Annotated in this window: 19 protein-coding genes; 10 read left to right on the forward strand and 9 right to left on the reverse strand. The window is 60.5% G+C overall.

What is annotated here, in order from left to right; all coding sequences use genetic code 11:
- Positions 1-30 precede the first annotated feature (30 nt).
- The 7 genes from BLT65_RS17995 to BLT65_RS18025 all read left to right on the forward strand — a co-directional run bounded on the left by BLT65_RS17995 (position 31) and on the right by BLT65_RS18025 (position 5,098).
- Positions 31-699 carry an RraA family protein gene (locus BLT65_RS17995; RefSeq protein WP_091779583.1) on the forward strand — a complete coding sequence of 223 codons (669 nt, stop codon included), beginning with the start codon at positions 31-33 and terminating at the stop codon, positions 697-699.
- Positions 696-1,358, forward strand: a complete 663-nt coding sequence (locus tag BLT65_RS18000; protein ID WP_007737984.1) for an RraA family protein — start codon at positions 696-698, stop codon at positions 1,356-1,358. The genes BLT65_RS17995 and BLT65_RS18000 overlap by 4 nt, the downstream gene beginning before the upstream one ends.
- Positions 1,358-2,596, forward strand: a complete 1,239-nt coding sequence (locus BLT65_RS18005; RefSeq protein WP_091779585.1) for a pyridoxal phosphate-dependent aminotransferase — start codon at positions 1,358-1,360, stop codon at positions 2,594-2,596. Before BLT65_RS18000 ends, BLT65_RS18005 begins: the two co-directional genes overlap by 1 nt.
- The gene (locus BLT65_RS18010) at positions 2,589-3,395 is read left to right on the forward strand and encodes an alpha/beta fold hydrolase (RefSeq protein ID WP_091779587.1); all 807 of its coding nucleotides are present in this window, start codon (positions 2,589-2,591) and stop codon (positions 3,393-3,395) included. The genes BLT65_RS18005 and BLT65_RS18010 overlap by 8 nt, the downstream gene beginning before the upstream one ends.
- Positions 3,396-3,541: 146 nt before the next feature.
- Positions 3,542-3,796: a DUF2513 domain-containing protein gene (locus BLT65_RS18015; RefSeq protein WP_229516543.1), complete on the forward strand. Its 255-nt coding sequence runs from the start codon at positions 3,542-3,544 to the stop codon at positions 3,794-3,796.
- Positions 3,797-4,106: 310 nt separating this feature from the next.
- Positions 4,107-4,610, forward strand: a complete 504-nt coding sequence (locus BLT65_RS18020) for a phasin family protein (protein ID WP_091779591.1) — start codon at positions 4,107-4,109, stop codon at positions 4,608-4,610.
- 281 nt (positions 4,611-4,891) lie between these two features.
- Positions 4,892-5,098, forward strand: coding sequence for a hypothetical protein (locus BLT65_RS18025; protein WP_042305362.1), 207 nt, complete (start codon positions 4,892-4,894; stop codon positions 5,096-5,098).
- Between the two features lie 114 nt (positions 5,099-5,212).
- Here BLT65_RS18025 and BLT65_RS18030 read toward each other — a convergent pair whose 3' ends face one another.
- Positions 5,213-6,451 (reverse strand): DesA family fatty acid desaturase, encoded by a 1,239-nt coding sequence (locus BLT65_RS18030; protein ID WP_425273135.1) that lies wholly within the window; start codon positions 6,449-6,451, stop codon positions 5,213-5,215.
- Positions 6,452-6,618: 167 nt separating this feature from the next.
- Positions 6,619-15,216: a GH36-type glycosyl hydrolase domain-containing protein gene (locus BLT65_RS18035; protein ID WP_091779844.1), complete on the reverse strand. Its 8,598-nt coding sequence runs from the start codon at positions 15,214-15,216 to the stop codon at positions 6,619-6,621.
- A 758-nt stretch (positions 15,217-15,974) separates the two neighbouring features.
- On the opposite strand from BLT65_RS18035, the gene BLT65_RS18040 reads away from it, so the two are divergent.
- Positions 15,975-16,694, forward strand: coding sequence for a Crp/Fnr family transcriptional regulator (locus BLT65_RS18040; protein ID WP_042305257.1), 720 nt, complete (start codon positions 15,975-15,977; stop codon positions 16,692-16,694).
- A 172-nt stretch (positions 16,695-16,866) separates the two neighbouring features.
- Here BLT65_RS18040 and BLT65_RS18045 read toward each other — a convergent pair whose 3' ends face one another.
- The 6 genes from BLT65_RS18045 to BLT65_RS18075 form a co-directional block, all read right to left on the reverse strand.
- Complete coding sequence (locus BLT65_RS18045; protein WP_091779595.1) at positions 16,867-17,694, reverse strand: PRC-barrel domain-containing protein; 828 nt, start codon at positions 17,692-17,694, stop codon at positions 16,867-16,869.
- A gap of 94 nt (positions 17,695-17,788) precedes the next feature.
- On the reverse strand, positions 17,789-18,379 hold the full coding sequence (locus BLT65_RS18050; protein ID WP_042305259.1) for a BPSL1445 family SYLF domain-containing lipoprotein: 591 nt from the start codon (positions 18,377-18,379) through the stop codon (positions 17,789-17,791).
- 833 nt (positions 18,380-19,212) lie between these two features.
- Positions 19,213-19,419 carry a hypothetical protein gene (locus BLT65_RS18060; protein ID WP_042305261.1) on the reverse strand — a complete coding sequence of 69 codons (207 nt, stop codon included), beginning with the start codon at positions 19,417-19,419 and terminating at the stop codon, positions 19,213-19,215.
- Positions 19,420-20,069: 650 nt separating this feature from the next.
- Positions 20,070-20,342, reverse strand: coding sequence for a hypothetical protein (locus tag BLT65_RS18065; protein ID WP_007584497.1), 273 nt, complete (start codon positions 20,340-20,342; stop codon positions 20,070-20,072).
- A gap of 473 nt (positions 20,343-20,815) precedes the next feature.
- The gene (locus BLT65_RS18070; RefSeq protein ID WP_091779599.1) at positions 20,816-21,052 is read right to left on the reverse strand and encodes a hypothetical protein; all 237 of its coding nucleotides are present in this window, start codon (positions 21,050-21,052) and stop codon (positions 20,816-20,818) included.
- A gap of 202 nt (positions 21,053-21,254) precedes the next feature.
- A complete protein-coding gene (locus tag BLT65_RS18075; protein WP_091779601.1) occupies positions 21,255-22,190 on the reverse strand; it encodes a LysR family transcriptional regulator in 936 nt (311 codons plus the stop codon).
- A gap of 170 nt (positions 22,191-22,360) precedes the next feature.
- Between BLT65_RS18075 and BLT65_RS18080 the strand changes: the two genes are divergently transcribed.
- Entirely contained in the window at positions 22,361-23,578 is a 1,218-nt protein-coding gene (locus BLT65_RS18080) for an FAD-dependent monooxygenase (RefSeq protein WP_091779603.1), read from the forward strand.
- A 106-nt stretch (positions 23,579-23,684) separates the two neighbouring features.
- Here BLT65_RS18080 and argC read toward each other — a convergent pair whose 3' ends face one another.
- Positions 23,685-24,614 carry an N-acetyl-gamma-glutamyl-phosphate reductase gene (argC, locus tag BLT65_RS18085; RefSeq protein ID WP_091779605.1) on the reverse strand — a complete coding sequence of 310 codons (930 nt, stop codon included), beginning with the start codon at positions 24,612-24,614 and terminating at the stop codon, positions 23,685-23,687.
- Positions 24,615-24,730: 116 nt separating this feature from the next.
- Here argC and BLT65_RS18090 point away from each other — a divergent pair, with 116 nt between their 5' ends.
- Positions 24,731-25,615 carry a LysR family transcriptional regulator gene (locus BLT65_RS18090; protein WP_091779607.1) on the forward strand — a complete coding sequence of 295 codons (885 nt, stop codon included), beginning with the start codon at positions 24,731-24,733 and terminating at the stop codon, positions 25,613-25,615.
- Positions 25,616-25,714 lie beyond the last annotated feature (99 nt).

The raw sequence follows: 25,714 nt of genomic DNA on the forward strand, positions 1-25,714 counted from the left end.
CAAGCTCTGCAACGCATCTGGCCATTGACCATGACGACCCCTTCCCTGCTCGAACGGCTTGCCTCGCTGGATTCCAACACGGTTTCCGATGCGCTCGATTTTCTTGGTCTTCCCGGCGCCACCTTTGGCATCCGGCCGCTCTGGGACTGCCCGCGCATCGTCGGACACGCGAGCACGATTCAGCTCGGGCCCAAGACGGATGCGACGCCGACTGTTCATCTCATCACACCCGTGATCGACGAAATTCGCACGGGCGACCGCGTTCTCGTCATTGCCGGCGGCCTCGACGGCATTTCGTGCTGGGGCGACATCATCGCCAACGCGGCGACGGCAAAAAAGATTCGCGGCTCGGTGATCGACGGATGTAGCCGCGATATCGAAGGCAGCGAATCAATCGGCTATCCCGTGTTCGGGCGCGGCATCACGATGATCAGCGCACGCAATCGCGTCGCGCAGATCAGTTCCGGCAAGCCCGTGACGTTCGCGGGCGTCGTGGTGCATGAAAACGATTATGTCGTCGCGGATCGCTGCGGCACGGTGTTCGTGCCCGCCGCGCGTATCGAAGAAGTCGTCGATCTTGGCGAACGCATAGCAAAGCGTCAGGACGGCATGGTGAAGGCCGTTCGCGCGGGCCGCGCCGTTGCGGAAGTCATGCACGACAAGGAATTCGAAGCCATCTACGCCAAGGAGGCCAAATGAGCGCTGAAGACAAGGAACTCGTCGCCCTTTTTGAAGGACTGGACACGCCCGGCGTCTCTGATGCAATGGACAAGCTCGGCTTGCCCGGCCAATGTCTCGGGATCGCTGCACTGGACGACTATCGGAAAACCGTCGTCGGTCCGGCCTTCACGGTCAAGTATGTGAGCGCGAGCACGCCGCCGGGCAGCGTCGGCGATTTCATCGACGATGTCGCAGAAGGCGATGTGATCGTCATCGACAACGATGCCCGAACGGACTGCACTGTCTGGGGCGACATCATGACCCAGTATGCAGGCGCGCGCAAAATCGCGGCGACCGTGATCGACGGCGTGTGCCGCGACGTGGCCAAAGCGCTCGACGACGGTTATCCCATGTTCAGTCGCGGACGCTTCATGCGAACCGGCAAGGATCGCGTGCAAGTGGAGTCGATCAATGCGCCCGTTTCGATCGGCACGGCGCGCGTGACCGCGCGCGATATCGTCGTCGCGGATGCGAACGGCGTCGTTGTCGTGCCGCGCAAGCGCGCACGCGAAGTTGCCGCGCTCGCGCGCAAGATCGAGGAAACGGAATCGCAGATCCGCGCGCGTATCGCGGATGGCATGACGCTCGGCGAAGCCCGTGCGGCGCTCGGCTATCACATGTTGCAGAGGAAGTCGTGATGGATCAATCTGCTCATCGGCTCAATGTGAATCTCGCGCGTGCGCGGCCTTCGGCAACCTATCGGATGATGGATCGCGCCGCAGCACGGCGCGCGAGCGGCGCAAGCGTCATCTCGTTGAGCGCAGGCGAACCGGACTTCGATACGCCCGAGCACGTTCGGGAAGCGGCAATCGAAGCAATCCGCGCCGGGCATACGCGCTACACGCAAGTCGCCGGCATGCGCAGCCTGCGCGAAGCGGTTGCTGGGAAGTTTCAGCGCGAGAATGGACTAGACGTCGGCTGGCAGGACACCATCGTGTGCGGCGGCGGCAAACAGGTCATCTACAACGCGCTGGCTGCAACCCTCAACGGGGGCGACGAAGTCATCGTGCCCGCGCCGTACTGGGTGAGTTATCCGGAGATGATCGCTCTTTGCGGCGCACGCGCTGTCGTCGTGCCGTGCGGCATCGAAAGCGGATTCAAACTGACACCGCACGCGCTTTTGAAAGCGATCGGCCCACGCACGCGATGGGTCATCCTCAATTCGCCCTCGAATCCGACGGGCGCCGTCTATACGCGCGACGAACTGGCCGCCCTGGCAGATGTATTACTCGCGCATCCGCATGTCCTCGTGCTTTCGGACGATATCTATGAACATCTGATTTTCGATGGCGCGCCTTTCTTCACGATCGCTCAAGTCGAGCCTCGGCTCGCAGCACGCACGCTGACGATGAACGGCGTCTCCAAAGCCTACGCGATGACGGGCTGGCGCATCGGCTACGGAACAGGTCCGCGCTGGCTGCTCGATGCGATGGAAAAGCTGCAGGGTCAGCAGACCTCGGGCGCGAGTTCGATCTCACAATACGCCGCGCTTGCTGCGCTGACCGGTCCGCAGGACTTCATCACCGAATCGTGCATGGCGTTCGAACGCCGGCGCAACCTCGTGGTCGACCTGATCAATGCCGCGCCAGGATTGACGTGCCCGATACCAGGCGGTGCTTTCTACGCATTTGCGTCATGTTCGGCCCTGATCGGCCTGACCACTGCAGGCGGCACGACGCTTCTCAGCGACGAGGATGTTGCGGCAACCCTACTCGACGAAGCAGGCGTAGCGACGGTTCATGGCAGCGCGTTCGGGCTCGGTCCATGCATCCGGATCGCGTATGCGCTCGACGACGTGGCGCTGACGGGTGCATGTCGCGCTATCAAAACGTTCTGCTCATCGCTTTCAGGGGGAGGGCTCGTCGGACATGGCTGAACTCGAAAAGGAAAACGTAACGCTCGTGGTGGAAGGCGTTACGCTCGATCTGGCAGTCATGCGGCGCGCGGGGAACCGCGCGCCAATACTCTTTCTGCATGGATTCGGGTCAACAAAGGAAGACTACGCCGATATTGTGCGTTATCCAGCGTTCGACGGCCATCCTGTCATCGCTTATGATGCGCCCGGCTGTGGCGCAACACACTGCGCTGATCTGTCGAAGATATCGGTGCCCTTTCTTGTTTCGACGGCAAAGGCCGTACTCGTGTACTACGGAGTTGAGCACTTCCATCTGGTAGGCCATTCGATGGGCGGTCTGACCGCCCTCATGCTCGCCGACGAAATACGCGCGCGCGTACTCAGCTTCGTCGATATCGAAGGCAATGTCGCTCCGGAAGACTGTTTCCTGAGCCGGCAGGTGAACGACTATCCTGCGGCGGACTCGCAATCCTTCTTCGACCAGTTCATAGAACGCACATGGCATTCGCCATTCTTCTCGTGTCCGCTCTATGCCGCGAGTTTGCGACATAAGGTGCGTGCTGACGCGGTGCGACACATTTTCCGCTCGATGGTGGAACTCTCGGATAATGCGTGCCTCATGGACCGCTTCCTCGAACTGCCATTTCCCCGGATGTTCATGTATGGTGAGCAAAACGCATCGCTTTCCTATTTGCCAACGCTTCGCGAGCACGGCGTGCAACTGGCTGAAGTGAGTCACAGCGGCCACTTTCCGATGTACTCGAATCCAGTCGAGATGTGGCAATGGATCGCGCAGATCATCGGACCGGTGCCACGCTGATGGGAGTGCGGCGCCGCACGGCCGATCGTAGAGACACGTGTCTACATCGATTGCATATAGCGGTTCGGTTCGTCGCAGGCATGTTCCGATGGTTGCCGCCAACCTGCCATCTTGACGGGTACACCTATCCAGCACAGGAGGAGATCGTGAAACGAGATATGAATCTGGCACATGCCATACTGAATGCACTCGAGAAAGGCAAGTCCCCGCACCTCAGCGAATTCGACATTGAAAGCGCGCTCAAGAATAAGTTCGATGTTTCGAACCGAGGCGTGTGGTATCACCTGAACCTGCTGGCCGACGCAAACCTCGTGTGCTCGATGGGGACCGATTGGCGGCTAAGCTGGAATGGCCACGAGTATTTGAAGTCGGCGGCCCCGAGTGCCTTCGAGGATACTTAAGTCTGGCCTGCGCGCCAGGGAAATTTCCTTGGCTCTCGCGGAGACAACACGGATCTAAAAGACGAAGAGGACAATGTATCGGTCTCACCCGATGCGTGAAGAACCAAAATCGAACGATGACGACCTGGCGTTTCCATCAGGCCGGATAGGCATTCAGGAATCACTGTACATCCTGCAGGAAAGGTATACAGTGGTCTTTGTTGCAGCGCGGCATTAACAGTGCCGCGTCACTCCGACCTGCAGATCATTAGCGACACACTCGCCTCCGAAATCCCTTGGACGTACGTGCCGGGTCGATCAGGAGCATTCATTGAACACCACTGCTATTGAGCAATCCGCCGACTTTGGCCTGCGTACTTTGCCGGGAATTTTCGGCTTGCAGAACGAAGCATTTGAGCGACTGCAAAAACTGACTCATCTCAATCTCGCAGCACTAAAGGCGATGCTGGAAGAAGGACAAGCCGCGCTGTCGCCGCAGCAGTCAGGACTGCCGCCAGCCTTTGGTGCGGTCGCCTTGTCTCAGCGATTTGTCGAGCAAACTCTGTCGTATTCCACGCATGTCCGTGAGATCGATTCACAGTTCATGGCCGCAGTGACACGTGCTGGCGAGGACCTGCGTAACCAGTACAACACCCTCTGGCCGCAGTTTGCAGCCAACTTTGGCCAGATCTCCCCTTTTGGCTCTGACGCGGCCACTACCGCGATGCAGTCTGCAATCGGCGGGATGATGCGAGCCCAGGGAATGATGCAGGAAACCATCAGCCAGGCAGCCGGCACCCGGACGCCGGGCACCCCGGTACCTGACATCGCATAAGCGACAGCGTTGCGCGGCTCTCGCGCAACACCAAAACGACGTCCTGCACAAGCAGGTCGTTGGGCGGTCTCACCGCCTTATGAAGAAGCCGGCAAGACGCCGGCGTCTTTTTATTCGGTCACGATCTGGTTTGCTTTGCCACGACGGATGACACCGATTGCGCTCAACGGACGCCAGGAACCAGACCGGACTTGCGATATGTCGTGTCGCATCGTCCCCGCTGTGGGGCGATGCCAACCGCCTTTTTGCGGAACCCGTTTTTATTACTATTGGAGTGCATAGTGATTGATGACCAGGTGAATGCGGAAGAACTGGCGGAAAGCAGAAGACTAAGAGAAGCCGCGGAGAATGCAACGGATGACGGCATGCGGGTGGGCCCGGAAGACAAAGAGCGAGACGCGGAAGGGAACAAATACGGATCGCAGAAGCAATGGATTCGGCTCGCAAGGAAGCGGCTTTATGCGGTCTTCAATGGTAGCGATTCATAAAAAGACATCGCTCCGCTTAAAAATGGGCGGAGCTGGAACGATTGTGACAGACATGCATCTTGCGTGGTGCGCATCAGGTGTGAAGCCGGTTCCGCGAAGCGCCCTTGCTATCCATCACGTGTACTGACGCAGGCACACCGAGAATTCTCTGAGCGGATTGATACCGCTATGCTCGGCGCGACGACACCATTCCTGTAGTTGTGATCGCAATTGCTCGCGCGACCTGTTCGACCGCTCCCAGATTGCCAACAGGCCATCGTGCAGGTCGAGGTAGATACGCAGCGTCTGGCTACCGTCGTACATCTGCGCCAATCGCTGCTGACGTCGATGGCTGTGCGCGCCGACACAAGCGCCGCCAAACCATTTTCTTACTCCGCGTTTGAGCAGAAATCGTTCAAAGAGACCAATGTGTCTCATATGATCGAGTTCCTGCCGGTACGCGCGTTCGACCGTCCGGGCATAGCGCGCCATCACCTCATAACGGTTGCGAAGGATGGCCTGAACCGTATCGTCATCGAGCACCGTCTTGCTCTTGACCAGGTGCGGCGTCGGCGCCACTTTCTTCACCTTTGCCAATCCCAGCGAAGAAAGGATGCAGATGTACATCCATCCAATATCGAATTCGAACCATTTATTCGAGAACCTGGCAGACGTTGCATAGGTGTGGTGGTTGTTGTGAAATTCCTCGCCGCCTATCAGGATGCCCAATGGAATTACGTTCGTACTCGCATCGGGCGAAGCAAAGTTGCGGTAGCCTAGAAAATGTCCAACGCCGTTGACCACACCGCCTGCCCAGAACGGGATCCAGATCATCTGGACGGCCCAGACCGAGACACCGACGACACCGAACAGCGCTACGTCGATCACCATGAGCAAACTGATGCCGAGATTCGGATACTTCGAATAGACGTTGCGCTCCATCCAGTCGTTCGGCGTGCCGTGGCCGAATTTCCGTAGCGTTTCTTCGTTCTTCGCTTCGGCGCGGTACAGTTCTGCGCCGCCCAGCAATACCGTCCAGATGCCACGGACTTGGGGGCTGTGCGGATCCTCATCGGTCTCGCACTTTGCGTGGTGTTTGCGGTGAACGGAAGCCCACGTTCCCGTGTGCATGCCCGTTGTCATCCACAACCAGAAACGGAAGAAATGACTGGCAACCGGATGCAGTTCGAGCGCCCGGTGTGCCTGGCAACGGTGCAGGTAGACCGTCACGCTAACAATCGTGACGTGCGTCAGCAGCAGAGTTGTGAGCAGGATTTGCCACCACGTCAGCGAAAGCAGGCCGTGTGAGAAAAACGTCAATGAGGAAGTAAACAAAATAACCCTTCTTTTTAAAGCAATATTGACATCAGACACCTGCTCTCGTGAATAGAACCGTGCGGGAGCTCGATGCTTTACGACGATACCGACGAATAGCGTGCGCGCACCTGTGCCGGACGTCGGTACGGTGCCGTACCTCTCGACCCTGCCCCGTCGAACCCACCTTTAGGTGCAGAATGGCGATCCGGTAACGAGCCATTGCCTTACGTGGCCGGCTCACGCGAGTTGACCTCGACATCAACTGCCAAACGCAGTGAGATGGACAGCCTGTGTACGCCAGCATCGAGCGGTACACGCACGCCTTCGGTACCGCAATCGACGGTCCTGCCGTCAAGAACGGCATGCATCGTGCGGGCCTCTGAGGTGGACTCCACGCGAATCTCATAGCGCGTCGAACACACGTTGACCGTTGCTTCAAAGCCCGGCCACGTGTCGGGAATACACGGGTCAACCACCAGAAAATCCCCTTCCCTGCGAATCCCCAGAATGCCTTCGACGCCCGCCCGGTACATCCATCCCGCCGACCCCGTATACCAGGTCCAACCACCGCGCCCGACATGAGGCGCCACGGAATAGACATCGGCCGCGACGACGTAGGGCTCGACCTTGTAGCGCTCAACCTCCGTTGGCGTGCGCGCATGATTGACGGGATTCAAAAGCGAAAACAGCTCTGTGGCCCTGTTACCGTCGCCCAGTTTCACAAATGCGAGAATTGCCCACATCGCGGCATGACTATATTGGCCGCCGTTTTCGCGCAGCCCCGGCGGATAGCCCCTGATATAACCCGGGTCCTGCGACGTTTTATCGAATGGCGGCGTGAACAGCAACGCGATTCCGTCCTCGCGACGGATAAGATGTTGCTCCAGCGAAACCATCGCCTGCGCGGCGCGTATCGGATCGGCCGCCTCTGACAAGACAGCCCACGACTGGGTTATCGAATCGATCCTGCACTCTACGTCGCTATTCGAGCCGAGCCAGCTGCCGTCGTCGAACGTCGCACGGCGGTACCACTCGCCGTCCCAGGCCTCACGCTCCAGTGCATCGCGCACCGACGTCGCATGGTCGCGCCAGCGCGCGGCACGCTGCGCATCGCGCAGTTCGGCCAGCGGTGCGAACAGCTCGATCGTGCGCAGGAGCAGCCAGCCGAGCCACACACTCTCTCCCTTGCCGTTAGCGCCGACGCGGTTCATCCCGTCATTCCAGTCCCCCGTGCCGATTAGCGGTAAGCCATGTTCCCCCGTCAATTCGTTGCATTGATCGAGACCGCGCGCGCAATGCTCAAATAGCGATGCGGATTGTTCGGCGATCATGGGCTGGAAGAATGCGTCGTGTTCACCGGGTTGCAGCAGCGGCCCGTCGAGGAACGGCACGATCTCGTCGAGAACCGCGTCATCGCTCGTGCAGCCGATGTATGTCGCGACCGCGTATGCGAGCCACACGCGATCGTCGGAGACCCGGGTGCGCACGCCCTGCCCGGAATGCGGCAGCCACCAATGCTGGACATCTCCCTCGCCGAATTGCCGCGACGCGGCGCGCAGCAGATGACGCCGCGTTTCGTCGGGCCGCACGTGCGTCAGCGCCATCGTGTCCTGCAACTGATCGCGGAATCCGTAAGCGCCGCTCGCCTGATAGAAGGCCGCGCGCGCCTCGACACGGCACGCAAGCGTCTGATACAGCAGCCAGCCGTTCAACATCAGATCCATGGCCCGGTCGGGCGTCTTCACCTGAACTGCGCCGAGCACGCTGCGCCAGTGGTGTGTCACCTCGGCGAGGACGGCATCGAGATTCGCACTGCGATAGCGTTCGATCAGTACACGTGCATCATCGACGGATGCGCATTGACCGACGAATGCAACCACCTCGATGACCTCGCCCACGTCCAGGTCGAAGCAAGTCTGCAATGCCGCACACGGATCGAGCCCCGCGCCCATCGCGCCGGATAACGGGACATGGCCGGTCAGCGCCGCGGGCGCGGCGGCTTCGCCGTTACGGCCGAGGAATTCGGTGCGATCAGCTGTCCACGCCGTTTGCCGGCCGCCGAGGTCGGCGAACGCGACGCGCGTGCCGAACGCGATATTCCACGGATTGCGCGCCAGCATCGCGCCCGTAACCGGGTCAATTTCCGTCACGATGAACGGTGCCGACGCGCCTCGCGACGTGCCCAGCACCCATTCGGTCCACGCCGTCACGGAGAGACGGCGTGCGACGCCCGACAGATTGCGCAACGTCAGACGGGAAATCTTCAGCGGATCGGCAAGCGGTACGTACTGCAGCAGCTCGAGTGCGATACCGTTCGCGTTGTGTTCGAAACGGCTGTAGCCGTGGCCATGACGCGCGACGTATATGCCGCCGTCGCGGATCGGGAGCGCGGTGGGCGTCCAGATATCGCCCGTCGCTTCATCCCGCACGTAAAGGGCTTCCGTGGCGGGATCTTCGACGGGATCGTTCGACCATGACGTGAGCTGGTTCTCACGACTGCTTTCAGCCCACGTATAGCCGCTGCCTTCCGCCGCGACCTGAAAGCCGAAACGGGGATTGGCAATCACGTTGATCCACGGCGCAGGCGTTGCGGCGCCCGCCCCAAGCACAATCACGTATTCAGAACCGTTTTTATCGAAGCCGCCCAGGCCGTTGAAAAATTCCAGTCCGGCTGTCATCGAAGACGGTACGTCAGACTGCTCAGGCGGTGCTGGCCACAGCGACAGAAGCAGCGGCTTCCTCCGGCGCGGTGACGACGGCTGCCCAGGCATTTTCAACAGCGTCCCGACCTGTGCGGCAATCGACCCTCGGCGTGCGATCAGCGCCACGCGCGCGACCGACTGCAAGAGCGTCCTCGACTCCACGCTCATCAGATCTGCACGCAACGTGTAGATCGCCCCCTGCGCGAGCTCATCGTCGAAACGCGGACGTGACTGGCTGCTGCGCACGGCCGTTTCGATCGCCTCCTGCAATGCCTGAATGTATGACGAGGCCCGCTCGTTGACGATCACGAGGTCGACGGCCAGCCGTTTCATTCGCCAGTATTCGTGCGCCTTCAACAACTGCCTGACCTGTGCAATATCTTCGAGGTCGCCGATACGGAGCAGCACGATCGGCAAGTCGCCAGAAATCCCCAGCGGCCACAAGCCCGGCTGCGTGCCGCCGCCGCGAACGATTGCATCCGGCTGTGCCCTGAAGCGCACGTCGGCATAGACAATCGGCGCGGCGAGCCGCTGGAAGTCCGCCGCCTGCTCCGCCTCGATGCCCAGATAACGCAATTGCACCTGAGCCTGTGTCCACGCGAGCGTTTTGGCGCGGTCGAATGCATTGCGGTCGTGGTGCTGATCGATGAGATCGAGCAACTGTGCGCGTGATGCTGCCACCATCGTCCAGAACGTGACTCGCGCAATCTTGCCCGGCGGCACCAGCAGACGATACCGAAGCACAAAGACGGGATCGAGCACGGTGCCCGTCGTATTGGAGAGCGCCTGGTTGTCGACTATCGAGGTAGCCGTGCGCGTGTTGCGCCCTCTGCCCACAAAGCGCATACGATCCGTTTCGTATTGCGGTTCGGCGACGATCTCACCCTCGACAACGGCAAAATGCGCGGCCCATATCTGCGTATCGTCATGCGAACGCGGACGACGCGTCGCCACCAGCGCCCCGAATTCGGCAAGATGCTCGGTCTGCACGAACATGCGCGCAAAAGCGGGATGCGCGATATCGGCGGCCTGCGCGCCCAATGCGAGTTCGGCATACGAAGTCAGCTCGATATCCCGAACGCTGCGCCCGCTGTTTGCGAGCGAGACACGACGGACTTCGCCGTCCGCCTCACCCGATACGAGTACATCCATGCTGGTCGTGAGCGATCCGTCGTGACGGGTAAACTCCGCGTGATCTTCACCGAACACGACGCCGCTCGTTTCGGGTTCGCCAGCGAGCGGTCGTGAACTGGCAGACCACACCCGCCCGCTGGACATGTCGCGCAGGAAAATGAACGTCCCCCAGTTGTCACGCGTCGCGTCTTCGCGCCAGCGCGTGATAGCCACGTCACGCCAGCGGCTGTAGCCAGCGCCTGTCGCCGTCAGCATCACGGCGTATCTTCCATTCGACAGCAGATGTGTAATCGGCGCTCCGCTGGCGGACGCGGGCTCCATGACGCGACGTACCGTCGACGGCGCGGTCCCTGCTTCGGCGGCAGACGTGCTCACTTCTTCGGCACGCGGATGCGCCACCGCGACGTTGCGCGGCATGCGCTCCTGCAATAGCAGTTCGCTCGCCTGGATCATCGGCTCACGATGAAAGCGCGTACGCATCACCCCATCGAGCAAGGTGTTTGCAATTGCAACGATCGTCATACCCTGGTGATGAGCCATGAAGCCGCGGACAAGCGCGAAGCTCTGCCCTTCGGCCAGACGCGCGCGGGTGAAATCGAGCGCTTCGTAGTACCCGTAGCGGCCCAGTGCGCCCAGCGCGGCGAGTCGCACGAAGTTTTCGCGGGCGGCCTGCGGCGCAACCATCGTCGCCAGTCCCGTTGCGTAGGGTGCGATTACCCGGTTTTCGGACAGTCCGCGTTTGAGGCCAAGGCCGGGCACGCCAAAGCTCGAGTACTGGTAAGTGAATTCGATGTCGCGCGCTTCGTAAGCAGATTCCGAGACGCCCCATGGAATGCCAAGCGATCGTCCATACGATCTCTGCCGCTCCACCACCAGCCGGTTCGTCTGTTCCAGCAGACTACCGACGGGTTCGCGCGCCACCAGCGACGGCATCAGGTACTCGAACATCGACCCCGACCATGAAATCAGCGCGGATGCGTTACCGATTGGTGTGGCCGAACGCCCGAGGCGGAACCAGTGACGCGTGGTCACATCGCCCTTTGCGATTGCAAACAGACTGGCGAGCCTTGCTTCGGACGCGAGCAGATCGTAGCAATTCGCGTCGAGGCTGTTATCCGACTGCGAGTAACCAATCGACAACAGCTTACGTTCCGGATCGAGCAGAAATGTGAAGTCCATACCGAGCGCAAGTGCGCGCGCGGCGTCGGCTAGCGAGGTCAACCGTGCTTGCAGAAGATACGGCACAGTGGCGAGTTGCCGCCCGTCGCGACTGTGTTCGAAAATGCTTCGCCGCAAGGCTTCGATCCAGAACGTCAGGTCTGCACTACTATCGTCGCCATCGGCAGGCACGATGGCGCGCGTCGCCTCCACCGCCTTTTTCGCCAGCCGCGCCAGCGACCCCGAAAGCGCACGATACGTCTGCGGACCGCGCAGTTGTGCATGGATTTCTTCGAGGGTCGCGGCAAGCTGTCTGCCACGCTCTCCGTTGGCAGCGGGCAGCGCGGCCACAGCCTCGAGCGCCAGTTGCAGGTTATCGAGTATCCCGGATCGGGCAGAGGGTGCGAGCGCTGTTTGCACCCATTCTTCACACGCGTTAGCAAGTACGATCAAATGCCCGGCGAGATTGCCGCTATCGACCGACGAAACGTAAGCAGGCGCCAATGCCCGCAGGTCCTGTGTGCCATACCAGTTATAGAAATGACCCTTGAAGCGCGGGAGCTTTTCAAGCGAAGCAAATGCGGCCTCCAGTCGTTCGACGGTTTCGATCGTCCCCGCCCAGCCGAAATCGCGCGCGGCGACGGCTGACAGCAAATACAACCCTAGATTGGTTGGCGAAGTGCGGTGCGCGACGACCGGCTTCGGATCTTCCTGGAAATTGTCCGGCGGCAGCATGTTTTCTGCGGGCGTGACAAAGGTCTCGAAGAAACGCCACGTGCGGCGCGCGATCAGGCGCAAATCGCGCGCGTCTGAGTCTGACATCGCGAGACGCTGCCCCACGGTCGGCGAACGGCTTGCCCACATCGCAAGTGCCGGCGCGGCCAGCCATAACAACGTGAACGGCAACACGAGCGGCCACCGCGACGGCGCGAATGCAAGCGTGACGATAGACAGCGCAAGCCCAAGCGCGGTGCCGCCCGCCATCTGCCGATAAAAGCCGTGCAGATCGAGACGAGGGCTGCCCTTGGACTGCGCCGCCGTCGTCCATTCGAGTAACCGTCGATGCGTGACGTACAGCCGCACAAGCGTCCGGACGATCGCATCGCCCATGCGCCACGCGTGGTCGACAAGGAACGCAACCGAAAGCAATGTTTGCAATGTCGCGCGCAGCAGGTCGCCACCCAGCACGTCGAGGTGATTGCGCAGACGGATACCGGTATGCCGCGGCACGATCGCCAATAGAGGCGGCAAGAAAGCGGGAATGGCGAGCGTGGCGAACATCAGCAACGCACCCGCAATGCCAGCGCGAATCGGCATCAACCAGCACAGGCCGAACGTGGCAACCATGAGCGGTGCCAGCAGCGAGCGCCGCAAATTGTCGAGCATCTTGAAGCGACCGACCACCGGCATTGCCAGGTGGGCATGGCCTCGATACCCAACGATCCACGGCAGCAACTGCCAGTCGCCACGGGTCCAACGATGTTGACGTTTGGCCGTCACGTCATAGCGCGACGGCACTTCCTCAACCACCTCGATATCCGACGCCAGCCCGGAGCGCGCGAACACCCCCTCGAACAGATCGTGACTGAGCAGCGTATTGTCGGGCACGCGGCCATGCAACGCTGCTTCGAATGCATCCACGTCGTAGATGCCTTTCCCCGTAAAGGAACCCTCGCCGAACAGGTCCTGATAGACGTCGGAGACGGCTGCCGCATACGGGTCCATCCCGCCGGGACCGGAGAACACACGCTGATACAGTGAACCTTCCTCGCCGATGGGCAGCGACGGCGTGACGCGAGGCTGAAGAATCGCATAGCCGTTGACGACGCGTTGTTCGACGCCACTGAACGTTGGCCGGTTCAGCGGATGCGCCATCTTGCCTATCATCCGCAACGCGGCGTCCCGGGGCAGACGCGTATCGGCATCAAGCGTGATGACGTAGCGCACGTCGGACGGTACTTGCGGCGGGCGCCCGGCGATAGACACGAAAGTTGTATCCGTCGCGCCACGCAACAGCCGGTTGAGTTCGTGCAGCTTGCCGCGCTTGCGCTCCCAGCCCATCCATTTGTTCTCGCTCCTGTTGAATACGCGGCGGCGGTGCAGCAGCAGAAAACGGTTGCCACCTGGAGCCGGCTCATAACGGCGGTTCAATGCTTCGATCGCGTCTGCAGCAACGGCGAGCAAATGCGCATCACCGTCTCGCACTTCCCGGTCGGCATCGAGTCCGTCAACCAGTAGCGCGAATGACAAATCTCCACCGGCTCCCGCGAGGTGATGCACTTCGAGACGTTCGATCTGCTCGCGCAGGTCGGCTTCATTGCTCAGGAGCGAGGGCACCGCGACCAACGTCCGAAGCCCCGACGGCACACCTGCGGTCAGTTCGAGTCCCGGTAACATGACCGCGCCGAAACTCCACGTCACCGCGCGGTTAACAAGCGCGGTTGCGATCTCGGTGAAGGGCAGGAATGCACACAGGGCAAACAACACGACCACCCACGCGTCGAGTTCGCGCGGCGACGCACTCCAAAGCACCCACAACGCCAGCGCGAGCAACGTCGCGGCCAACGTCAGGATCATGCCGACATAGCCACCCATGCCGAGGCCAACATTGAACCGGGTAATGCGCAGCCGCAGGGGCGCGTGGAATCCGATTGCCTGCTCCAACGTTCGCCGACCTTCCGCAATCAGGTGGTAGCCGGGGTCACCGGCACGTTCTGTGTGCCCGGTATCGCCCGCTTCCGCCACCGCTGCTTGCGCCGAGTGAAGCGCGAGATCGACGATTTCGAGTTCGGTGGCGGCCGAGCCGCGCGCCAGTTGCTCGATCGCACTGCGGTACAGATTGCGCGTCGGGAAGTCCATCGCGCCGAAGGAACTTCCTGCGCGCAGTCGTGCGTCGACGAGACTCACACTCTCGAACAGTTCTGTCCAGTCGATATCAGACATCAGGCGCATGCTGGTGATCACATTGCGCACGGTGACATTCGATGCACCCTGTCGCTGCTGTGCATGCTGCACGACTTCATCGACAGACACACCCTGAAGCTTGAGCCGCTCCTCCAGCCACCCGAGCGCGGGCATCGTGCGCGGATCCTGATCGCGCAGCCGTTTGGCCAGCTGTGCGGCGAACAGCTCCGACAACATCCCCGAGGAACGCGTGGAGATATCCGCTTCCAGCGCCGCACGGGCATTTCCCGTTTGCAGCAGGCGGCTGGTGAGCGCATCGGCGTCCTCGCGTGCGCGACGACCTGCCGTAATCTGGTCAGCGAGTCGCCGCAGATTCTCGATCAGGACGACGCGCAAGGTGATCGCCACCGCCCACAATTCCCCGATCGTGAGCGGCTGAACACGCTGGTATGCGTCGATGAAACGTCGCAGCACACGTGGGTCGAAGTGGCTGTCTGTATGCGCAACGAACGCCCACGCCAGGCCGAATACGCGTGGATAGCCGGCGAACGGCCCCGCAGCCAGCTTAGGCAGCTGACGATAGTAACCGGGAGGCAGGTCGTCGCGAATCTCACGGATCTGCTGCTCGACCACATGATAGTTGTCGAGCAGCCATTCAGCAGCGGGCACCACGCTCCCACCATGCTCCAGCTCTGCAGCGCTTGCACGGTAGGCCGCGAGCAGGACGGCAGCGTTGTCGTTGAGGCGGGTGTGCAACGATCGCACGGCAGGCGGCCTGTCCGTCACCGACTGTGCGGCGGCGAGGCTCTGCGCATGCTGTTCGAGGCGTTCAACGCTGAACAGTTCGTCGCGCACGGGCAACGTGTCCGTCCACGGCGAAGAGGCGGATCGAAATCGCGCGACATACTGAAGGAACGTGTTCACGGGTACTTCCTGCAACATCGGTGAATTCGACGGACGGGGGGCTTCCCATCGGCGCGATACCCTTGAAGGGCAACCCGCATGCCACGGGACGTGGTCACATGGCTCGCCCAGTCGATGATCTTCCCGTCATCGGTATCTACACCACACGTTGGGCAGACATACACGTCGAATAAGCAGGCGTTTCTTTGTTTCTGCACGATCCCCTGCTACCGGTAACACGAACGGCTTGCGTCAGCCAGACAGCTTTGATACGCCACTTGACACTCCTGGGTACACCTTCTCTGCTGGTCGGCGACGTTATCCGTCCCGCTCCCTCGCCCCATGGGAGTGCATTGGCATCGCGCCAACGTTGAATTACAGATGCTGCTCTGAACGGATACACAGCGTTGATCAACTCCCGCAAATGCGTTCGAAGAAAGCAACGCCAGGACAACGACCATTGAGCCGACCACCTTGATGCGCATATGTCGTTCCCCGCTCAGGATTTACCGATGCCTGGCTCTCAAGTGTCGTCTGCTGGACGAATGCCAACTCTTCGGCGATCGGGACGCAAGACACCCGTGAACACGGTGCGCGCGCCTGAGCCGGACGTCGGTACGGTGCCGTACGGGCATGCATCTGCGTCGAAGTGCAACGCATGAAAAGCTGGTCACCGGGACTTATAATCTGAACGAGCGTGCCCGCGCCGCCCAGGTTGCGGGGAGCGCGGCTGCGACACCGTCGCGGGGGGGTTTCCGCAGGAGGTCGAGGAGTGGTACATGGCAAACGTGGATCCTGCAAGGAAAAATCATCTGCTCGCCGTTTTGCAAGAAACGGAGTGGGCACGGCTGTCATCTCATCTGGTGCGCGTCGATATGCCCTTGGGGCAGGTCGTATACGAATCCGGTGATCGCCTCGATCACCTCTATTTCCCGACGACTTCGATCGTCTCATTGCTCTACGTAATGGAAGACGGCGCGTCTGCGGAAATTGCGATCGTCGGCAATGAGGGGCTCATCGGTATTGCACTGTTCATGGGTGGCGAGACAACGCCGAGCCGGGCGATCGTGCAAAGCGCCGGCGAGGCGTACCGGCTTGATGCGCGGATTCTGAAAGAAGAGTTCCGCCGTGCCGGCCCGGTTCAGCGGCTGCTGCTGCGTTACACCCAGGCGCTCATCACCCAGATGGCACAGACAGCCGTGTGCAACCGTCATCATTCGATCGATCAGCAACTCTGTCGGTGGCTCCTGCTCAGCATCGATCGCCTGCCGTCCAACGAACTGAAAATGACCCAGGAACTGATCGCCAACATGCTGGGGGTGCGGCGTTCCGGCGTCACTGAGGCGGCGTTGAAACTGCAGGATGCGGGGCTGATCCGCTACAGCCACGGACATATTGAAGTTCTGGATCGCCCCGGACTGGAAGCACGCGTATGTGAGTGCTACAGCGTGGTGAGACGCGAATTCGACCGCCTTTTACCCGATCTGAAAGCCGTATAGACGTTACTCCGTGTCAGCCCGCAAAACGCTCCTTAGATCTTGATTATCACCGCGAGCCCCCGCGTATCCGCTGCGCGGGAGACGGCCCACGATGGACAACGTCTCTTATTGCCGGAAACTACATCGAGTAGTCGGAAATGACCGCGGTTGAACTCGCGCAACAGGGCGTGTTTTATGGCGCCGCAGAGGCGGCTGCGCCAGTTTGTTTGAGTCGCAATGCCGCCCTTTCCTCCGACCAGTACCCCGCCTTGCCGTAGAACGCGTACAACTGGGTTTCGAAATCGCGCTCTAGCGGAATCCTGTTGTCGTAGTCCGGGCTATCCTTGATGGCGTCGCGTGTCAGCTCAGTCGAAACAGTGGACTCGAGCCAGTCGATCAGGAAGATCCACTCCGTTGCCAGCAACACTTCCCTCGACGCCCACCAGCTTTGCGTATCGACGGTGAGATAACGTATAGTCCAGGCCTCGTCGTCGAAAACGAATCCGGACACGTACCCGATATCGCCATCGACCGCCGCGACGTGGTAACCATCCACCGCGTCCGTGCTATGCAGATGGCTGTCGCCTGGCGGCTTGTCGCCGAACAACGCGAGTTGCGCACGTGTCTCCGGTGACACAGCCGATAGCACCGCACGGCTGAACGCCGGATAGCTACCCGCGCCCCACACGTCTACGCCGCCCCAATACACGGGGTAACCGTAATAGCGGAGATACTCGGCTTCGTCTTGACGCGAGACGGGTTTGTCAGTGTCGACAGTAGGACTGTCGCTCACCTGCTGCCGCGTGAGATCGACGTGGACGCTCAACGCCCCCGGATCCATGCGGATGACCGAGTAAGGCGAAATCAGCACGCGCCGCCCGTCGATCCAGCTTCCCGTTTTGACAACCAGGTAGCGGATACCCCATGCATCGTGATCGAAATAGACCTCTTCGACACTGCCAATTTCGCCATCGCTCGCGGTCACCCTACATCCCTTCAGACTCTCGATACTTCGCAACATGATTCGATACTCCTGCTACGTGTGGGACGGCATCAATGAATGCCTTCGCCATTGCCGAACGAAGGATGAATATCCGCTGCGACGACATTGCCCGTTACAACGTCTTGAGTCGTGTCACCTTCGTACCGTCCACCGTCGCGCCGGCCATCAAGCCGCCATTCGTCAGTACGAATGCGTTGATCTGCCCGGTTGCCGTGCCCGTGTCGACATCGCCGTTCGCGCCGACCTTCAATACCGCCACCGATGCATCAGCCCCCGCTGACCAGCCTTCGCTGCTGCGAAACCGATCGAGTGCGTCCGCGGTCATGAACAGAAAGACGATCGCCTTCGATTGCGCGCCGGCTTGCAGGCCGACCGAAGCACTCGCGGTGCTGTAGTACCCCACCGATTTTCCACCGACGCGCAGTGCGCCTTCGCCATACTGTCCGCCCAATCCGATACCGGCATTGATAACCGTCGGAAACACGAGCAGGCCGTTCGACTTGCCGACGAGTTCGCGGGCGCCGGGAACCACGTTATAGAGTCGGGTGAGCGTAGAGTCGACGCCTGCGTCGATGGTACGGCGTTTGTTCTTCTGGTCGCCCATCGTGTCAGATCCGGCAGGCGTCGTCGTGCAGCCGGATAGCGACAGGCCGACCGCGATCATCGATCCTGGCACGCCCCAGAGAAATGTTCGTCGTTGCATACCCGTCTCCTTAATTTACGAATGCGTCCGACGCTACGCGAGAGCCGGTGCCGAAGCGGTACGGCAGCGTACAGACACGCCGCTGGATACTCGATAAGCTCGAGCTTGACGGTGAACTAACGGCTGGCCACCCGATGTAGTCGTGATGGCTCTATCCGTGATGGTTCTCATGGGAAAAATATAGAGCCCAACTTTCCGCTGGCAGTTCTCCCAATCAGTTCACCCAATCGTGACGGACACGGCAAACCCAAAGGGAAAATATGACCTATTCAATGTGGGGCATTCTGACCGGAATGACGATGATGGTTGCCGTCTCGCTTTACAGGTATCGGCAAAGCCTGGCACGAAGGGACAGAATTCGCTGGCTGAACGAGCATCACATGATCGACAGATTGTGCGCGAAGCTCGGCTTGTAGCCACCGGCTCGCAACAAACCGGGACGGCCTCGTCAGATTGCCCGGCATCTGCAGAAAGAGCGCCCGCGTTTCGCCATGGCCGTTCCGATCTAACCCCACCAGGATCGATGTGTCACATCATCAGTTTGAAGACGATCTCGCTCACCTCGAACGCATAATCCCGCAACTCGCCGCTGACGGCCCGTTTGGACTCGCCTATTGGCGTGCCCGTATTGCGGCGTTGGAAGCAGTTCAGGCATCGCTTCCAAACGGTGCGCGGCGCGTGACGCGTTTGCTGATTGCGTTCAAGCGGATCGAAAAAAGATCCGCTTGACAGCCACGGCATGCTCCGCTGGCATCGCACGTAACCTTCGTTGCTGCAGCGTTGCCGCTCGCGGCCGCCACGGGACCCGTAGTACCCATTGCGTCGAGTTTCGACTACTCCTTTCCACCACCGTTGATCCCGCTTCCACTTCGCCAGACCTGCTTTCCTCGTTCGGAGAGTTCACCGCAACTATGCTCCGCGTCGGCCTCCGTCCCATCTATCGCCATTTCCCCTCCAGCCTGTTCCTGCGCCTTTTGCTTCTGCTTGTGCCTCAAGGCCATGGCTTCATCGTGCGACCTGCCTGCGTAATCCAGAGTCATCTCACCCACTCCTTCAAAAGACCGTCTTTGCAATCCGCCGATCCGCCCAGCCAACGGATCTCGCGCTTCCGTATAACGCTGCGCCTGTACCGCCACAGCGCCACGCCGAACATCAGTGCCACTATGGCAGCGATGCCCAACATTGCGTAGGTCATGTCATCCTTTTCAAGCCGTTCCCGATTGACACCAAGCGATGGAATACGCGGTAGAGACACTCGCGAGCCCCATCGCTTTCAAGCGCTGGATGTTGTGTCATTCAGTGCCTATGGCGCATCCAGTCCCGCATCGGATGTGTATCTAGCCAACGGGAAACCGGCCCGTTCTTGTGTTCCCGTCTATACCGTCCCGCTAAAAATATCGCGACGAACATCACCACCGCGAGCCCCACTACAAAACTGATCATTGACTGACTCATGGCACCTCCTTTGAGGTCGGAACCATGGTTATATTTTAGGTAACCATAGAAATTTCATGAGACGTCTTTATTCGCTGATCCATGGTTTTTTGCACCCGACTTTCGCGCAGCAGGATACTGAAGCGCAGACCCGACGCGACTCAGCGTGACCATGGAAAAGTGACGTCAACCTTGTTGTCCGCTGATGGAGTCAATTCGACAGGAATCGCGAAGCCGCGATACGCGATCGGATGTGTCAGAGCCCGCTCGCCTGAACCTTGCCGTCGACGATGTCCTTCCCGTATTGCATCGCGAGGTCGATGGCATCGCCCGCGGTGGTTGGACTTGCTGTAGCGAACAACGTCACATAGCGCCGAGCCTTGGCCTCGCTGGGCTGAATGGTGTCGATTCGCACGACGGACGAGAACTGACGCGGACCTTTGGCATACGGGTCGCGATGAAGCGGGAATTCCTGATGAGAGTACGCACGTAGCTCGTACCCTCTGTATTCGATGGTGGGAATGGTCATGATGACGCGCTCCGTGAGTGGCGCTGACCGTCATTGAATTGTGTCTGTCCGGATGCCGAAAAAGGGGCGGCCAGAGGTACATCTGGACCACTTCACAATGCGCTTAATTGCGCCGCAAAGCAAACCAAATCGTGCGGGTGCAAAAGTAGAGGCCAGCGACTCGCCAGCCTCCCATCGGACAGCGAGACTGTCCAGCAATCTGCTTATTCACGGCGCGGTTCTCGTGCATGCGTACGCAGGAACGTTGGGCCGACCGGACGGAAACGACAGCGGTGCCGTGCCGTCGATCGTGCCGCGTGAAATCGCTTTCGGCATATCGCTCTCCGGCGTGAAGACGCTCACGCCATCTCGACTCCTAACAATTAATTGGCTCAGCGGCCAGCGACCACTTTCCGGTACCCTGGTGACCGACCGGCCATGGTCGTACCCGGTCCGATCATTGAGCGTACCGAGTCGGCGAAACAGAGATGGAATCAGTCAACTGGGCCAAGCAGCACGTCGATTGCGGCTTGTCCGGCGATTTCGCCAACCAGGTAGGCCCATCGTTCAGTGAAGGGGCCGTTGCGCAGCGGTACGCGACCTCCCCGCGCGCCGAGCACTTCGAGGTTGGTACCGCCTTTTATCTGAAAAGTCACATCAAACGTATCTTCAGCAGCCGGAGTCAATTCCACATAAATCTCGAAGCCGCGATATGCGATCAGTCGGTGCATGCAAGCCTCCGTTTGGTCATTGGAGACTAACATGAAAGAGAACCCTGAACGGTTCTGTTCACAGCCTTGAACTTGCTGCCGTCGATGGCCACCACGTCACTGGATAGTAGCTTCAGTCCGCGACACAGCTCGACGAAACGCCGGCATACGTTGCGAATGGCCACTCCGTAGTCTGGATTGTCGTCGCGGACTACGATCGTTCTTACACAGACTTCGTTCTGCGCGTTGGCATCGCCGAGTCCGCGAACAGGTCGATCACCACGTTGCGCAACCAGCGATTACCTTCGTCCTGCTGGACTCGGGCGTGCCAGAGCAAATGGATAGGCGCGGCGGGCAATTTCGAGGGCAATGCACGCAAGCTCAGTGAGAACGGCGCTGCCAGTTGCAAGGCCAGTCGCTCCGGCACCGTGGCAATCAGATCGGTGCGTTGCAGAATAAAGCCGACGCTCATGAAGTGAGGCACCGTCAATCGCACCTGGCGCTGCACGCCTCGTCGTTTCAGCCAATCGTCAACCTGCCCGTGTCCGGTGCCGGCGGACACCACCACCAGATGTTCGGCTTCACGCCAGGCAGCGAGCGTGAGCGGCGCGTCTTCCAGCGCGTGGCCGCGCCTGAACACGCAGACATACCGCTGATTGAACAGGCGGCGCTGATAAAAGCCGCCCTTGAGCTGTGGCAGCAGTCCGATGGCGAGATCGACCCTACCCTCGGCCATCTCGTTGCTCAGATTGACGCTCGTATCGCGAACGGTATTGAGCGCGACGCCCGGCGCCTCGCGCGACAATCGCTCGACAAGCGCGGGCAGAAAGACGACCTCACCGATATCGGTCATGCCAATCGTTATCGTGCGCGTGACACGCAGCGGGTCGAACCCAGTCTCGGGATTGAGCGCGGCATGCAGCGTGGCGAGCGCCTGAGAAACCGGCTCTGCCAGACGGATCGCGAATGGCGTGGGCACCACGCCGCCCGGCGCGCGCACGAACAGCGGATCACCGAGCCGTCGACGCAGTTTGGCAAGCGCGTTGCTGACGCCAGGCTGACTCATGTTCATCTGCTCAGCCACGGTTGCTACGCGCCGCTCCTGCATCAACCGTTGGAAAAGCAGCAGCAGATTGAGATCAACTTCACCTAGTTCCATGACTCGGTCCCTCCGCATCATTGATTTTAGTGATGACGTAGATTTCTCCCATTTTATTGTGCAATGGGCGACCAATGTCGAGAATTCAGACAAGGCGTACGCATCGGTTTTCCTCACAGTACCCATGCCGTACCGACTCAATCACATAGTCTGAATATTGGAGACACCCCATGGAACAGTTGGATCTGAAGATCGCAATCGTCGGTGCTGGCATTGGCGGCCTCACGCTCGCGCTCGCACTGCGAGAACATGGCGTCGACGCGCAGCTTTACGAGCAAACCGACGAGCTTCGCGAAGTTGGAGCGGCCGTCGCGCTGTCGGCGAATGCGACGCGGTTTTATGAACGCATGGGACTGCGTGCAGCGTTTGACGCGGTGTGCGCTGAAATACCCGCGCTGGTCTATCGGGACGGGCGCAGCGGCGAAGTGATTGGACAGCATCGTGGCGAACCAAGCTATCGCCAGCAGTTCGGCGGTTCGTATTGGGGCGTACATCGCGCGGATCTGCAGGCCGTCCTGTCGCAAGCGGTCGGCCTCGAACGTATCCATCTCAGCCATCGACTGACCGATCTCGTGCAGCATCCGGATCGCGTGAGTCTGAGTTTCGCCAACGGTCGGCAGATCGACGCCGATCTGGTGATCGGCGCGGACGGGGCGCGCTCGATCACGCGGCGCTGGATGCTCGGCTACGACGACGCCCTGTATTCGGGCTGCTCAGGCTTTCGTGGCGTAGTGCCGGCCGAACGCATGGATCTGCTGCCCGATCCCGAGGCCATTCAGTTCTGGGTCGGACCACAAGGCCATCTGCTTCACTATCCGATTGGCGACAAAGGCGACCAGAACTTTCTGCTCGTCGAGCGCCATCCCTCGCCGTGGCCATCGCGCGACTGGGTCACACCGGCGAGCGAGGGTGAGCAACTGCGCTTATTCAAGGACTGGCATCCGGCGGTGGTGCAGATGATCACAGCGGTGCCGATCAGCCAGCGTTGGGGTCTGTTCCATCGTCCCCCGCTGGGGCGCTGGAGCAAGGGCCGCGTGACGCTCATCGGCGATGCCGCGCATGCGCTCGTGCCGCACCATGGCCAGGGCGCCAATCAGTCGATCGAAGACGCCGTGGTGCTGGCCGCGCAGTTGGACAAGGCGGGACCGGCTCGCTGGCGCGAGGCGCAGGAGGCCTACGAGCGGTTGCGGCGGGGCCGCACGCGCAAGGTGCAATACGCCTCGATATCGACGGCTGACGTGCTGCATCTGCCGGACGGACCCGAGGCGCAGGCGCGCAACGCTCGCCTTCGCGCACGCGACAGCCTGCTGCATCATCTTGACTGGATTCACGATTTCGACGCCCTTGCGCAAGAACCGACTGAACGCCAGGGCGGCACCTGGCTTTGAACTGCGCACCTCGCGGTGACGTCGACTGGTTACGCTTTGCCGCGACCAGGTCGGCAACAATCGTTGGTTTATGGGCGCGGCTGAACGTTAGCTCAGCCATCGGCCACTATTGCTGCGTGAGCATCAGGTTCAGGTTCTGAACCGCAGCGCCGGATGCGCCTTTGCCAAGATTATCGAAAACCGCGGACAGCAGGACGTGCCCGTGTTCGATGTTAGGAAATACGCTCAAGTGCATGTCGTTCGTGCCGTTCAGCACTTGCGGATCGAGGTGCTTCAAGGAGCACGATTCGTGCAGCGGCAAGACACGTACGTGAGCCGCCTCGGCATAGTGGCGTGCAAGACATGCGTGTATCGTGGCGCCATCCACGTCGGGTGCCAGCAGCCGTAAATCCAGGGGCACCGTCAGCACGATGCCCTGGCGGAACGCACCATACGCGGGGACAAAGATGGGACGTTGTGCGAGCCCGGCGTGCCGCTGGATTTCCGGGGTGTGCTTGTGCGCGAGTTCCAGACCATATACCTGGAATAAAGGCGCATTGACGGCACCCTGCCCCTCATGCTCCTCCACGCCGGCACGACCGCGTCCGGAGTAACCGGACACCGCATGAATGCTGACAGGATAGTTGCCTGGTATCAGCCCAGCCTGCATCAGGGGACGCAGCAAACCAATTGCGCCGGTCGGATAGCAACCGGGATTGGTGACCCGACGTGCGTTCGCAATGCGTTCAGCCTGTCCCATCGTCATTTCCGGAAAACCGTATGTCCAGTCCGGCTGTGTGCGGTGGGCGGAACTCGCGTCGATTACCCTGACGGCAGGATTAACAATGGCTTCCACTGCCTCGCGCGCGGCGGCATCAGGCAAACAGAGGATGGCGATGTCACAGGCGTTGATGGCCTCTGCGCGACGCTGCGGATCTTTGCGTTCCGCAGCGGCAAGTGTGAACAGTTCAAGGTCGGTCCGGTTGCGCAGCCGTTCGTGGATTTGCAACCCGGTGGTGCCTTGGTCGCCGTCGATGAAAACAACGGGAGAGCTCATACGTTGAATACTCCGCTAACGGGAAGAACGAGCCCCCATGTTCCACGGACCGCTAGAATATAGAAAGTTGAATTTCATAACGTGAACATTCAGTTTTTCTGAATCTAGACGCCGACATGCGAGAAATCAGCCTGGACCGCTTGCGCACTCTGGTCGCCATTACCGACCATGGCTCATTTGCCGACGCGGCGCGCGCATTGAATCTGGCGCCGCCAACGGTCAGCCTCCACATCGCTGAACTCGAAGACCGCATTGGTGCTCCACTCCTGTCACGAAAGCGCGGGCATGTACGGCCGTCGGCGATAGGAGAGGTGCTGGTGGAGCGCGCGCGTCGACTGCTGGCCGATGCGGAGCAGGCGTTAGACGATATTCAACGCCAGGTGCAGGGGCTCGAAGGGCGCGCGCGGCTCGGTGCGTCGACTGGCGTGATCGCGCACCTGTTGCCGCAAGCGCTTGAGGTGCTGCGCCAGCACCATCCCGCTATCGACATCCAGATTGCAGTACTCACTTCACATGAAACGCTGTCCCGACTGGCGGATGGAACGCTGGATATTGGGCTGGTCGCGCTGCCTCAGCCCCCGGTGGCTGGACTCGTTATAAAGCCTTGGCGCCGCGACCCCGTGATGGCGTTTGTGCCGGCGCATTGGCGGTGTCCGGCCCGCGTCACACCTGAATGGCTCGCCAGCCACCCTCTTATTCTCAATGACGCGACCACGCGTCTCTCGCGTCTGACTGCGGAGTGGTTCGCGACCGCGGGACACCATCCTGCGCCGCGCATTCAACTCAACTACAACGACGCGATCAAGAGTCTGGTAGCGGCAGGTTACGGCGCCGCGCTGTTGCCCCATGAGGCCACTACGCCATTACCCGACAAGCGCATCGTCATGCGTCCGCTGCGCCCGGCGTTGTGGCGCCGGCTCGGCATTGCACATCGTGCAGGGTACGTTGAGCGTTCTACGCAACACGTACTTGATGTGTTGTGGGATCTGCGATTGGCGTAGGTGTGGCACTTGCCGCTTCGGGAGCAATCACTCGACCATCATGCCGGGTAGACGCAAACATCAACGGCATTGTCGCGTCTGACGCAACTCTGAGTCGAG

The sequence above is a fragment of the Paraburkholderia steynii genome (assembly GCF_900100565.1).
Classification (GTDB): domain Bacteria; phylum Pseudomonadota; class Gammaproteobacteria; order Burkholderiales; family Burkholderiaceae; genus Paraburkholderia; species Paraburkholderia terrae.